We start from the raw sequence: 11,841 nt of genomic DNA, 5'->3' as shown, positions 1-11,841 counted from the left end.
CGGCCGGGGCTGCTCGCTGCGGCAGCGCGCTGCAGCGCCACGGGCCCGCCTAATGGTCGGCGAGGTACGCGTGCACGCTCGCGTGGTTCATCGCCGTGGCCGCCTGCTCCGGCTGCGGGCACTCGGCCTCGATCGCCACGGCCGCATGAGCCGCCGGCACCGCACGCACGGCCAGGCGCACGTACGTGGCCGTTCCGTCCGTATGCCCGACGGTGAGCGCTGCCCCCGCCATGTCCACCAGCGGGCCGCCCTGCGACCCCAGGGTGGTCACGACCACGAGCCCCTGCTCGGTGACCCCCACGGAGGAAGAGGCCTTGCGCTCGGCCTCGATCGCGTCGGCCAGGGCGCCGCGTGTGGCCGCCGTCTCCGGATCCGGGGAGGGCGAGGCGGACGCGGAGGAGGGTGCCGGCGTCGTGCGCGGAGCCGCGTTCGACGGCGACGCGCCCGCCTGCAGCGGCCCCGCGCGGAAGGAGAGGCGGCAGCCGGCGTCGGAGACGTAGCGCAGCTCGTCCGGGGCCGCGGTGAGCCGGTACTCGGCGCTCGGCGCGGCGTGCCAGACCGGCCGGGCCGCGAGGGGGAGCGGGTCGCTGAGGCTGTAGCCCTGGCCCGGCGCGGCCGACGGCGCGGCCTCGCCTGACGCTCCCGGCGTCGGCGCCGGTGCGGGCGGCTGGGGGGACGGTCCCATGAACAGCGCGGCGATGGCCACCACGACCCCCACGCCGACCACGACGCACGCTGCGACGAGCACCGCCACCCACGGAGGGCGCGAGGGGGCGCCGGCCGGACCGCCGTCGTCGTTCGCCATGGCCCCTCCTTCGGGTCGCCGGCCCGGTCGCCCATCCGGGTCGCCCATCCACTACCAACCATCGCACGCCGCGGGGTCCTCGACGCCCCGGCGGGGCGCCGGTAGCGTGGGAGCCGTCCGTCGGCCCGGCCGATCCTGTGCTCCGACGCGGCGCCCACTCGACGCGACCCCCAGGAGTGCCACCGTGTCTGCCTCCCGCTCCACCTTCCATCCCTCCTCCGACGGGCGAGGGCGGCGCGGGCGCCGCGAGCCGGCGTCGAACGTCGAGCTGAACCCGCTCTTCAGCCGGCCCGGGGAGGCCAGCGAATTCCCGCGCTTCACCCTGCCCGAGGGGGAGAGCCTGCCCGGGACGGCGTACCAGGTGGTGCACGACGACGCGATGCTGGACGGCAACGCGCGCCTGAACCTCGCGACCTTCGTGGGCACCTGGATGGAGCCTGAGGCGGCGCGCCTGTACGCCGAGACCGTCGACAAGAACATGATCGACAAGGACGAGTACCCCAAGACGGCCGAGATCGAGCACCGCTGCTGGCGCATGCTCGCCGACCTGTGGAACGCGCCCGAGCCCGAGCACGCCGTCGGGACCTCCACCATCGGCTCGTCCGAGGCGTGCATGCTCGCAGGGCTCGCGCTCAAGCGACGCTGGCAGCACGACCGCCGCGCGGCCGGGAAGCCCGCGGACCGACCCAACCTCGTCATGAGCTCGGCGGTGCAGGTCTGCTGGGAGAAGTTCTGCAACTACTGGGACGTCGAGGCCCGCTACGTGCCCATCTCGCAGGAGCACCGGGTCCTCGACGGGCACGGGCTCGAGGAGTACGTGGACGAGAACACCATCGGCGTCGTCGCGATCATGGGCGTCACCTACACGGGCATGTACGAGCCGGTCGCCGAGATCTCGCGGGCGCTGGACGCGATCCAGGCCGCCACCGGGCTCGACGTGCCGATCCACGTGGACGGCGCCTCGGGGGCGATGGTCGCCCCGTTCCTCGCCCCGGAGCTCGAATGGGACTTCCGGCTGCCCCGGGTGGCCTCCATCAACACCTCCGGCCACAAGTACGGGCTCGTGTACCCGGGCCTCGGGTGGGTCGTGTGGCGGGACGCCGCGGCGCTGCCGGACGACCTCGTCTTCCACGTCAGCTACCTCGGCGGGGACATGCCGACGTTCGCGCTGAACTTCTCCCGCCCGGGCGCCCAGGTGCTCCTGCAGTACTACCTGTTCCTGCGGCTCGGCTTCGAGGGGTACCGGGCCGTGCACGCGGCGTCGCGGGACGTGGCCGGCTACCTGGCCGGCGAGATCGGCGCGATGGAGGCCTTCGAGCTATGGAACGACGGCTCCGACATCCCGGTCTTCGCGTGGAGCCTCGCCCCGGGGCACACGCAGAACTGGAACCTGCACCACCTCTCGGACCGGCTGCGGATGAACGGCTGGCTCGTCCCCGCGTACCCGATGCCGGACGGCCTGGCCGACCTGACCGTGCAGCGGATCGTGGTGCGCAACGGCTTCACGCGCGACCTCGCCGCGAGCTTCCTCGAGGACCTGCGCACCGCCGTGGACTTCCTCGACGCCGCGGACGGGCCCTTCCCCGACCCGGAGCACGGGAGCGCCTTCCACCACTGACCCGCTCCCCCCCCGGGCCCCGAAAGCCCAGAAGGGCGACGAGATGCGTACCCGAGAGCCCAGAAGGGCGACGAGATGCGTACCCGAAACGCAGGAGCGGGAGTGGGGGCGCGGGAACCGGGGGAGAGGGCGGCCCGGGTCAGCGGGTGTCGAGGTCCTCGAAGACAAGGAAGGTCTGGGTGTCGAGGACCCCGGGCATGCTCTGGAGCTGGTCGAACACGACCCGGCGCAGGTCCGTGTTGTCCACGGCGCGGACGAGGATGATCACGTCGAAGTCCCCGCCCACGAGGGCGATGTGGTGCACCTCGGGGATGGCGCGCAGGCGCTCGCGGAGGTCGCGCCAGGTCTGCTGCCGCACCTTCAGGGTCACGTAGGCGCTCGAGCGGAGGCCCGCCTTGAGCGGGTCGACCAGCGCCGTGTACTTCGTGATCACCCCGTCAGCCTGGAGCCGCGCGAGCCGGTTGTAGGCGTGCGCCCTGGAGATGTGCACGTTCTCGGCGATCGTGGTCACCGACCGACGCGCGTCCTCGGTGAGCTGGTCGAGGATGGCGCGGTCCACGGCGTCGAGCGCCCTCGGCTCGTGCAGATCGTCCATCGGAACCTCCTGTGACCCAGCTCATGTTGGCATTTCGTCTTCAATAGGGCTGGATCCAGCACCAGTATTCCACGGTTGTGGCCTCCCCGGCATACGAATGGCTACGGAAGCGGATACTTGAGGAAAGTCCAGCGCCGTACCAAGGAGGAGCCATGACCCTTCCCACCGAGGCACAGGAGGCCATCCGCAGCTTCGGGATCAGCATCGAGGACTACATGCTCCCGGTGCACGGCCGCGTGCCGCAGATCCAGATCCTCGACGAGGCCGGCAGCCTCCGCCCCGAGGACGAGCGCGGGTCCGCCCCGGGCCACGAGTATCCGATCCCCGCCGCCGAGGACCTCCTCGAGGCCTACCGCCGCCTCGTGATCGGCCGGCGCGTGAACGACCAGAACTCCGCGCTCGTGCGCCAGGGCCGCATGGCCGTCTACCCCTCGAGCCACGGCCAGGAGGCCTGCCAGGTCGCGGCCGCGCTGTGCCTCGGCGCCGGCGACTGGATGTTCCCCACCTACCGCGACGCGGTCGCCGTCATGACCCGCGGCGTCGACCCCGTCGAGACGATGACGCTCTTCCGCGGCGACTGGCACGGCGGCTACGACCCGCACGAGCACAAGGTCGGCATCCAGTCCACGCCCCTGACCACCCAGCTGCTGCACGCCGTCGGCGTGGCCCATGCGGCCAAGCTGCGCGGCGAGGACACCGTGGTCCTCGCGATGTGCGGCGACGGCGCCACGAGCGAGGGCGACTTCCACGAGGCGCTCAACTTCGCGGCCGTGTTCAACCTCCCGGTCGTCTTCTTCGTGCAGAACAACCAGTACGCCATCTCGGTGCCGCTCGCCCACCAGACCGTGGCGCCCTCGATCGCGCACAAGGCGGTCGGCTACGGGATGGCGGGCGAGCGGGTCGACGGGAACGACGCCGCGGCCCTCCTCGCCGTCCTGGACCGCGCCGTGCGCCTCGCCCGGGCCGGCTCGGGCCCGCTGCTCGTCGAGGCCTACACCTACCGCATGCAGGCGCACACCAACGCCGACGACGCCACGCGCTACCGCGAGGACGACGAAGTCGCGGCCTGGGCCGAGAAGGACCCGCTCAAGCGGATGCGCGAGTACCTGCGCGCCGAGGGCGTGCTCGGCGAGCAGACGGAAACAGCCTTCGCCGCCGACGCCGAGGAGACCGCCCGCCAGCTCCGCGACGGCCTCGGCGCCGAGGCGCAGCCCGACCCGCAGGACCTCTTCCGCTTCGTGTTCACCGAGCCCACCCCGCAGCTGCGCGAGCAGGCCGCGTTCCTCGCCGAGGAGCAGGCCCGCGAGCAGTCCACCGACGAGACCACCGGAGAGGAGCGCCGAGCATGAGCACGGTCGCCGAAGCCGCCGCGGCCCGCGCCGCCGGCACCCCCGCGCCAGAGGCCCTGACGTTCGCCAGGGCCCTGACCACCGCCATGGCGGACGCCATGCGCGCCGATGAGAACGTCGTCGTGTTCGGCGAGGACGTCGGAGCCCTCGGCGGCGTCTTCCGCATCACCGACGGGCTCCAGAAGGAGTTCGGCGAGCAGCGCTGCTTCGACACGCCCCTGGCGGAGTCCGGCATCGCCGGCATGTCCCTCGGCATGGCGATGAACGGGCTGCGCCCCGTGATCGAGATGCAGTTCGACGCGTTCGCCTACCCCGCGTTCGAGCAGATCGCGAGCCACATCGCCAAGATGCACAACCGCACACGCGGGGTGGTCCGCCTGCCGCTCGTCATCCGCATCCCGTATGCGGGCGGGATCGGCGGCGTCGAGCACCACTGCGACTCCTCCGAGGCCTACTACGCGCACACCCCCGGCCTGAAGGTCTTCACCCCCGCCACGGTCCAGGACGCGTACCGCATGCTCCGCGAGGCCATTGCGAGCGACGACCCCGTGGTCTTCATGGAGCCCAAGAAGCTCTACTGGTCCAAGGACCTCGTGGACCTCGCCGCGCTGCGGGCCGAATTCGACGGCTCCCCGGACGGCCCCCGCTCGCAGGCGCACGACGGCGGGCGGCGGCTCAGCGTGGACGGCGCCGCCGTGGTGGCCCGCCCCGGCACGGACGCGACGATCATCACCTACGGCCCCTCGGTGCCGACGGCGCTCGCGGCCGCGGAGGCCGCGGCCGCGGAGGGCCGGTCCGTCGAGGTCGTCGATGTGCGCACCCTCGTGCCGTTCGACGACGAGACCGTGGCCGCCTCGGTCCGCAAGACCGGCCGTGCGGTGGTGGTCGCGGAGGCTGCCAGCTTCGCCTCGGTGGCCTCCGAGATCGTGGCGCGGGTCCAGGAGCGCTGCTTCCACTCCCTCGCCGCTCCGGTGCGCCGCGTGACGGGGTTCGACATCCCCTTCCCGCCGCCCAAGCTCGAGCACTACTACCTGCCCAGCGTCGACCGCATCCTCGACGCCCTCGACGACCTGCAGTGGGAGGACTGACATGGCGACCGCACTGACCGCCCAGGGCGGCACGGCCCAGAAAGCGACGGCCCAGAAGACGTTCCTGCTCCCCGACCTCGGGGAGGGCCTGACCGAGGCCGAGCTCGTGCGCTGGCTCGTGGCCGTCGGGGACACCGTCGCCGTGGACCAGCCCGTGGCCGAGGTCGAGACGGCGAAGGCGATCGTCGAGGTCCCCACGCCGTTCGGCGGGACCGTCGCGCAGCTGCACGGTGAGGCCGGGTCGACGATCGACGTCGGCACCCCGCTCATCACCATCGCCGAGGTCGCCCAGGGGGCTCGTGAGGTCGGGGCGTCGGCGGGCGAGGAGTACCGGACCGAGGAACGCGCCGGCGCGCGCCAGCCCAGCCAGTCCGGCCAGCCCGGCCAGTCCGGCCAGCCCGGCCAGGCGAGCCAGGCGAGCCAGGCCTCGGGTTCCGGGAACGTGCTCATCGGCTACGGCACCCCTGCCGGGACGGCAGGCGGCCGCACCCGGCGACGCAAGGGGGCCGCGCCGTCGTCCGCTCCCGCTTCGGCTCCCGTGGCCGCGCCACCGGCGGCGCGCACGACGGCGCCGGAGCAGGCCGTGCGCGTCGTCTCGCCGATCGTGCGCAGGCTGGCCCGGGACCTCAATGTCTCGCTCGCCATGGTCTCCGGGACGGGGCCCGATGGGCTCATCGTGCGCCGCGACGTCGAGTCGGCCGGGGCGGCCTCGCATGCCGGCCGGATGACCTTGGGCGTCCACGGGGTGACCTCGGCGTCTGGCGGGGTTACCTCGGCGGGGGAGGTGGACGCGCGCACGGGACTGGGCGTGGCCGCCCGGACACCCGTCACCGGGGTGCGCAAGGCGGTGGCGCAGGCGATGGTCCGCTCCCGCACCGAGATCCCCGAGGCCACGGTGTGGGTCGATGCGGACGCGACGGAGCTCGTGCGCCTGCGGGCCGACCTCAAGCGGCGGGACCCGGAGTCCGCGCCGAGCCTGCTCGCGTTCATCGCGCGCTTCGTGCTCGCGGGCCTCGCCAAGTACCCCGAGCTCAACACGCGCCTCGAGGACGCCAGCGAGGGCGGCCAGCAGATCGTCCGGTTCGAGGGGGTCAACCTCGGCTTCGCGGCCCAGACGGACCGCGGGCTCGTGGTCCCCGCCATCCGCGGCGCCCACACGATGAGCGCCCGCCAGCTCGACGGCGAGCTCCGGCGCCTCACGGCCCTCGCCCGCGACGGCAAGGCCTCGCCCGCCGACCTCACCGGGGGGACGTTCACGCTGAACAACTACGGCGTGTTCGGCGTGGACGGCAGCGCGGCGATCATCAACCACCCCGAGGCCGCGATCCTCGGCGTGGGCCGGATCATCGACCGGCCGTGGGCGGTGGACGGGGCGCTCGCGGTCCGCAAGGTCGTCCAGCTGACGCTCACCTTCGACCACCGGGTCTGCGACGGGGGCACAGCCGGCGGGTTCCTGCGCTTCGTGGCCGACGCGGTCGAGCACCCCGGCGGCGTCCTCGCAGACCTGTAGCGGCCATGGCAGAATCGAGCACATCCTCGAACGCCCTACGGAAGGACGGCATCACCCCCATGGCTGACTGGCGAGATCTCGGAGCGAACACCTACGTCCTCGCCACCGAGCCACTGCGGCTCAACGTCGGCCTGGTCGTGGGCGAGGACCGGGCGCTCGTCGTGGACACGGGGCAGGGGCCGCGCCAGGGTGCCGCGATCCTCGCCAAGGTTCGCGAGAAGACGGACCTGCCGCTCGTCGTGGTCAACACGCACGCGCACTACGACCACTACTTCGGCAACGCCGTCTTCGCGGCCGGCGGCGCGGTGGAGTTCTACGCGCACGAGAACGCGGTGGCCGAGATCGCGGAGAACGGCGAGGCGCACCGGCCCGCCGTCGCCGAGTCGGAACCGGAGATGGCCGCGGGCGAGGGCGAGAACACCCAGATCGTGGTGCCGACCGCGATCGTGCGCGACCAGCCCGTGCTCGTGGACCTCGGCGGCGCCTCCGTGACGCTGTTCTACCTGGGCCGGGGGCACACGGACGGGGACCTGCTCGTCGGCACCCAGTCCACCCTCTTCTCGGGGGACCTCGTCGAGGAGGGCGCCTACCCCGAGTTCGGGGACTCGTTCCCGGAGGAGTGGGCCGACGCCCTGCGCCACATCTCCGCCCTGCGGAACCGGTACACGAGCCTCGTGCCCGGGCACGGAGGCCTGTGCAGCGACGCGTTCGTGCGCACCATGGCGGATACGATGGCCACGGCGGTGCGCTCGGCGCTGCAGGCCACGCGGGAGACCCCGGACGACGCCACCAAGGCGGTTCCGATCCTTCCGTACGGGCCCGAGCAGTCCCGCCTGTTCATCCGGCGCCTCAAGGCCGCAAGCCTCGGCTGACCGGCCGGAGGGGGAGCCCGGGCCAGCGCCGCCGGACCGAGCCAGCGCCAGACCGCGTCAGAGGCAAGGGGCCAGCATGACCGAGAACCACCCCGAAGGCGGGAGGCCGTCCTCGTCTGCGCCCTTGACCCGGCGCGAGGCGCGGCGGCTCCGTGAGGCGGAGGAGGCCCGGCGCGCTGCGCGGTCGTCGATGCCGGCCGAGTCACCGGCACCGGTGCAGCCGGCCCCACCCCGGCCTCCGGTGGAGCCGGCCCCACCCCAGCCTCCGGTGCTCGAGCCTCCGTCGCCGGCGCGGCCCCCAGCGCCGGCCGAGCGGCTGGCGCCGGCGCGGCCTCCGATGCCGGACGTTTCGACGGCCGCGCCGCCGGCCCCCGACACGGCAGAGGTCCGCAACACAGCCGGAGCCCGCAACACAGCCGAGGCGCGGGAGACGCCGTCGTCCGTTGCGGCGGCCCAGCCCGGGGAGGCCGCCGCGGCCACGCAGCCCGGCGCAGCCGCCCCCTCCCCGCCCAGGCCGGGCACACCGCCGACCCGCCCGCACGGCGCCCACCAGCACACCGCCCCCCAGCAGCCGACCCACCGGGGCACCCCCGCGCCCGACGACGCCCCGACCGCCGCAGTTCCGGCCGTCCGGCCCGCGCCGGGCCGCCGACCCGCGCCACCCCCGCCCGCAGCGAACCAGGCGGCCCCGCGACAGGCCCGGCCGAGCACACCCCCGGCGCCCGCGCGGCCCGCCCCGCCGGCCGAGCCGGCGGAAGCCCCCGCGGGGTTCATCCGCTCCGCCCCCATGCCGCCCTCGGGGGGCCTACGCGGGTTCCTGTACCGGATCAGCGGCGGGGCGCTCAACCTCGGGCCGTCGGAGCAGGACCGCCAGGCGGAGCTGCTCGAGAAGCAGATCGGCCGCCGGCTCGAGGGGACCTGGAACACCGCCTTCCTGTCGCTCAAGGGCGGGATCGGCAAGACCTCCACGACCGTGGGCGTGGGCCTCACGCTCGCCGAGCTGCGCTCCGAGCCGCCCTGCGCGATCGACGCCAACCCGGATGCCGGCGACCTCGTGGAGCGGGCCTTGGGGGAGGGCTCCTACGAATCGGAGCGGCGCCGCTCCATCACGGCCCTGCTGCGGGACTTCGACGCCGTGCAGACGCGCGCCGACCTGCTGCGCTACCTCCACCAGGCCGGCAGCCTGCACCTGCTGGCGGGCGAGCAGGACCCCGAGCTCTCCGACTCCCTCACGGCCGAGGACTACCGCCGCGTGCAGGCGCTCGTGTCCAAGCACTTCGCGGTCACGCTCACGGACTGCGGGACGGGCGTGAGCCGGCCGGCGATGCGCGGGATCCTCGAGGACGCGGACAACATCGTGGTGGTCGCCGGCTACGCCGTCAGCGGCGCCAAGCGGGCCCGGGACACCCTGCGCTGGCTCTCCGCGCACGGCTACGACCGCCTCGCGCAGGGGGCGATCGTGGTGGTCACGGACAAGGACGGGGTCTCCGGGCGCGTCGACAAGGCCGCGATCGAGGCCACGCTCTCGGGCATGTGCCGCGCCCTCGTCACCGTCCCGCACGACCGCTCCATGGCCGACGGCGACCTCGTGGCCCTCGACCGGCTCCGCCCGGCGACCCGGCAGGCCTACCGCGAGATCGCGGCGGCGATCGTCTCCGGCTACCAGAGGTAGCCCCCGCCGCCCCACACCCCCGGACACCGCCGGAAGCGCTCCGGGGGGACCTAGAGTGGGGGAGTGGTTCGAGAAGGCAACGATCAGTTCTCCCTGCTGTCCATAGCCGTCCCGGCGTTCGGCCCCTCGGTGCTCTTCTCGCTCGGCGAGGGGGCGGTGCTCCCGGTCGTGGCGCTCTCGGCCCGGGACCTCGGCGGATCCGTGGCCGTCGCCGCGCTCACCGTCACGCTGATCGGCCTCGGCTCGCTGGTCTTCAACCTCCCCGCGTCCCTCCTGACGATCCGCTTCGGCGAACGCTGGGCCATCATCGGCGCCCAGGCCACCGGGGCGGTCGCCCTCGTCGTCGCCGCGCTCTCGCGCGAGCTGTGGCAGTTCATGCCCGCCCTCGTCGCGCTCGGCATGGCCTCGAGCGTGACCAACCTCGCGCGGCAGAAGTACCTCACGGAGGCTGTGCCGCCCGGCTTCCGGGCCCGCGCCCTCTCGACCCTCGGCGGCACCCTGCGCGTGGGCCTCTTCCTCGGGCCCTTCCTCGGCGCGGCGGCCATGCAGGTGTGGGGACTGCGCGGGGCGTACTGGGTGGGAGCGGCCGTGTACGCGGGGGCGGCGACCGTGGCCTGGTTCATGCCGGACCTCGAGGACGACGCCGCCGGGCCGGGCCGGGCCGTGCAGCCCCGCCTCGGGCGCGTGGCCGCGGCCCACTGGAAGGTCCTGGCCACGGTGGGACTGGGCGTCCTGTTCGTCTCCGCCGTCCGGCAGTCGCGCCAGGCCGTGATCCCGCTGTGGGCCGAGCACCTGGGCATGGACGCACCGACGGCCTCGCTCGTCTACGGCATCGCCGGCGGGGTGGACCTGCTCCTGTTCTACCCGGGCGGCCGGCTCATGGACCTGCGCGGACGGCTCGCCGTCGCGCTGCCGTCCATGCTCATCATGGGCGCCGCGCTCGTCGCGATGCCCCTCAGCACCTCGTTCTGGCCCTTCCTGGCGGTCTCCTGCCTCCTGGGCCTCGGCAACGGGATCGGCTCGGGCATGATCATGACCCTCGGGGCGGACTTCTCGCCCGCGCACGGCCGGGCCCAGTTCCTCGGACTGTGGCGCCTCATGGCGGACTCGGGCAGCACCCTGGGCCCGGTGATCCTCTCCGCAGTGACGGCCGCGGCGAGCCTGGGGATCGGCGTGGCCGCCGCAGGGGCGCTCGGCCTCGCAGCGGCCGGGGTCCTCGCCTGGAGCGTCCCCCGAGCCCAGCGCAGCACCGCCTAGGTGCGGCTAGGCTCCGGACCGCGGCCGCCGGGTCCGCGGCCGCGTGAGGAGGTCGCGAGCAGCCACGACGCGGCGCTCGCCACGAGGTAGCCGCTGATGACGATGAGGGCGCAGCCCGCCCAGAAGTAGTTGGTGGTGCTGGCCTCGCGCCCGAGCCCCGGGGCGATCCGCACGAGCTCCACCACGGCCACCGCCGCGGCGCCGAGGCCGATCAGCGTGGGCAGCGCCACCCAGAGCCGCCACGACGCGGGGTGGCTGCCGAACCCCTCGCAGGTGTTCCAGCTGCCGCCGCGGCGCAGCACGAGCCAGGCCGCCGGGGACATCACGGCTGCCACCACGAGGAACGCCGCGACGACGTCCGCCGGCCGGTGCCACTGGTTCACGAGCGTCGCGACCCCCGTGCCGACGGCGTACGTCCCTCCCGCGAAGGCGACGAGCGGGCGCCAGCGCGGCGAGGCCACGAGGAACACGGCGGCCGCCGCTGAGGCGGCGGCGGTCGTGTGGCCCGAGGGCAGGGAGTTCCCGGCGAACGTCTCGATCCCGCGGTACGGGCGCGTGAACACCTCGTTCTTGAGGAGCTGGGTCGCCAGGTTGGCTCCCCCCGCCGCGGCGAGGGCCACGAGCGAGGCGGCCCACCGGCGTCGTACGAGCGTGGCGTACCCCAGCCCGGCCACCGCCAGGAGCACCGAGATCGCCGGGAGGCAGTCCAGGAAGCGCAGCGACGCCTTGCTGGCAGGCCCGTACAGCTCGGTGGACTCCACGAGCGCCGACTCGTCGATGTACTGGCCCGTGGTGGTCCGCACGAAGAACAGGTAGGTGCCCAGCAGGGCAGCGACCGCGGCGAGCGAGCCCAGGAGGAAGGGCGCGAACCGCAGGCCGCGGTGGGCGAGGCCGGGCTCCTGTCCAGGGGCGTCGGGGCGCGCTGCCTGCGTCATCTCGGGGGCTCGGATCGGGGCGGGCATGACACCCAGCGTCCCATACCCGGCTGTGCGCGGGCCAAAACCACTCGAGGGGTCCTGGCGGCGCCGCTGCAGTGTGCGATTCTGCTCACGCCCGCAGGCCCTCCGGGCGCCCG

At 73.9% G+C, this 11,841-nt stretch carries 10 protein-coding genes; 7 read left to right on the top strand and 3 right to left on the bottom strand.

What is annotated here, in order from left to right; genetic code table 11:
• Positions 1 to 49: 49 nt before the first annotated feature.
• A complete protein-coding gene (locus J2W20_RS04090) occupies positions 50 to 805 on the bottom strand; it encodes a hypothetical protein (RefSeq protein WP_307004836.1) in 756 nt (251 codons plus the stop codon).
• Between the two features lie 268 nt (positions 806 to 1,073).
• Between J2W20_RS04090 and J2W20_RS04085 the strand changes: the two genes are divergently transcribed.
• Positions 1,074 to 2,423, top strand: a complete 1,350-nt coding sequence (locus J2W20_RS04085) for a glutamate decarboxylase (protein WP_307005439.1) — start codon at positions 1,074 to 1,076, stop codon at positions 2,421 to 2,423.
• 139 nt (positions 2,424 to 2,562) lie between these two features.
• Here the strand turns inward: J2W20_RS04085 and J2W20_RS04080 are convergent, their stop codons facing one another.
• The gene (locus J2W20_RS04080; RefSeq protein WP_307004834.1) at positions 2,563 to 3,018 is read right to left on the bottom strand and encodes an Lrp/AsnC family transcriptional regulator; all 456 of its coding nucleotides are present in this window, start codon (positions 3,016 to 3,018) and stop codon (positions 2,563 to 2,565) included.
• A gap of 152 nt (positions 3,019 to 3,170) precedes the next feature.
• Between J2W20_RS04080 and pdhA the strand changes: the two genes are divergently transcribed.
• The 6 genes from pdhA (at position 3,171) to J2W20_RS04050 (ending at position 10,766) form a co-directional block, all read left to right on the top strand.
• Positions 3,171 to 4,367: a pyruvate dehydrogenase (acetyl-transferring) E1 component subunit alpha gene (gene pdhA, locus J2W20_RS04075; protein WP_307004832.1), complete on the top strand. Its 1,197-nt coding sequence runs from the start codon at positions 3,171 to 3,173 to the stop codon at positions 4,365 to 4,367.
• Entirely contained in the window at positions 4,364 to 5,455 is a 1,092-nt protein-coding gene (locus J2W20_RS04070; RefSeq protein ID WP_307004831.1) for an alpha-ketoacid dehydrogenase subunit beta, read from the top strand. Before pdhA ends, J2W20_RS04070 begins: the two co-directional genes overlap by 4 nt.
• A gap of 1 nt (position 5,456) precedes the next feature.
• Positions 5,457 to 6,965 (top strand): dihydrolipoamide acetyltransferase family protein, encoded by a 1,509-nt coding sequence (locus J2W20_RS04065; RefSeq protein ID WP_307004829.1) that lies wholly within the window; start codon positions 5,457 to 5,459, stop codon positions 6,963 to 6,965.
• A gap of 59 nt (positions 6,966 to 7,024) precedes the next feature.
• Positions 7,025 to 7,837 (top strand): MBL fold metallo-hydrolase, encoded by an 813-nt coding sequence (locus tag J2W20_RS04060; RefSeq protein ID WP_307004827.1) that lies wholly within the window; start codon positions 7,025 to 7,027, stop codon positions 7,835 to 7,837.
• A gap of 787 nt (positions 7,838 to 8,624) precedes the next feature.
• Positions 8,625 to 9,509 carry a MinD/ParA family ATP-binding protein gene (locus tag J2W20_RS04055; RefSeq protein ID WP_307004824.1) on the top strand — a complete coding sequence of 295 codons (885 nt, stop codon included), beginning with the start codon at positions 8,625 to 8,627 and terminating at the stop codon, positions 9,507 to 9,509.
• Between the two features lie 63 nt (positions 9,510 to 9,572).
• Positions 9,573 to 10,766: an MFS transporter gene (locus J2W20_RS04050; protein WP_307004823.1), complete on the top strand. Its 1,194-nt coding sequence runs from the start codon at positions 9,573 to 9,575 to the stop codon at positions 10,764 to 10,766.
• Here the strand turns inward: J2W20_RS04050 and J2W20_RS04045 are convergent.
• Positions 10,763 to 11,728 carry a phosphatase PAP2 family protein gene (locus J2W20_RS04045; RefSeq protein ID WP_307004822.1) on the bottom strand — a complete coding sequence of 322 codons (966 nt, stop codon included), beginning with the start codon at positions 11,726 to 11,728 and terminating at the stop codon, positions 10,763 to 10,765. The genes J2W20_RS04050 and J2W20_RS04045 overlap by 4 nt on opposite strands.
• Positions 11,729 to 11,841 lie beyond the last annotated feature (113 nt).

Origin of the sequence: Sinomonas atrocyanea (assembly GCF_030812675.1) — a bacterium.
Taxonomy (GTDB): domain Bacteria; phylum Actinomycetota; class Actinomycetes; order Actinomycetales; family Micrococcaceae; genus Sinomonas; species Sinomonas atrocyanea_B.
This window is presented reverse-complemented; position numbering and strand designations above follow the sequence as displayed.

Coding starts and splice junctions, on each gene's coding strand:
- J2W20_RS04090 (WP_307004836.1), bottom strand. CDS start 805: ATGGCGAACGACGACGGCGGTCCGGCCGGCGCCCCCTCGCGCCCTCCG.
- J2W20_RS04080 (WP_307004834.1), bottom strand. CDS start 3,018: ATGGACGATCTGCACGAGCCGAGGGCGCTCGACGCCGTGGACCGCGCC.
- pdhA (WP_307004832.1), top strand. CDS start 3,171: ATGACCCTTCCCACCGAGGCACAGGAGGCCATCCGCAGCTTCGGGATC.
- J2W20_RS04070 (WP_307004831.1), top strand. CDS start 4,364: ATGAGCACGGTCGCCGAAGCCGCCGCGGCCCGCGCCGCCGGCACCCCC.
- J2W20_RS04065 (WP_307004829.1), top strand. CDS start 5,457: ATGGCGACCGCACTGACCGCCCAGGGCGGCACGGCCCAGAAAGCGACG.
- J2W20_RS04060 (WP_307004827.1), top strand. CDS start 7,025: ATGGCTGACTGGCGAGATCTCGGAGCGAACACCTACGTCCTCGCCACC.
- J2W20_RS04055 (WP_307004824.1), top strand. CDS start 8,625: ATGCCGCCCTCGGGGGGCCTACGCGGGTTCCTGTACCGGATCAGCGGC.
- J2W20_RS04045 (WP_307004822.1), bottom strand. CDS start 11,728: ATGCCCGCCCCGATCCGAGCCCCCGAGATGACGCAGGCAGCGCGCCCC.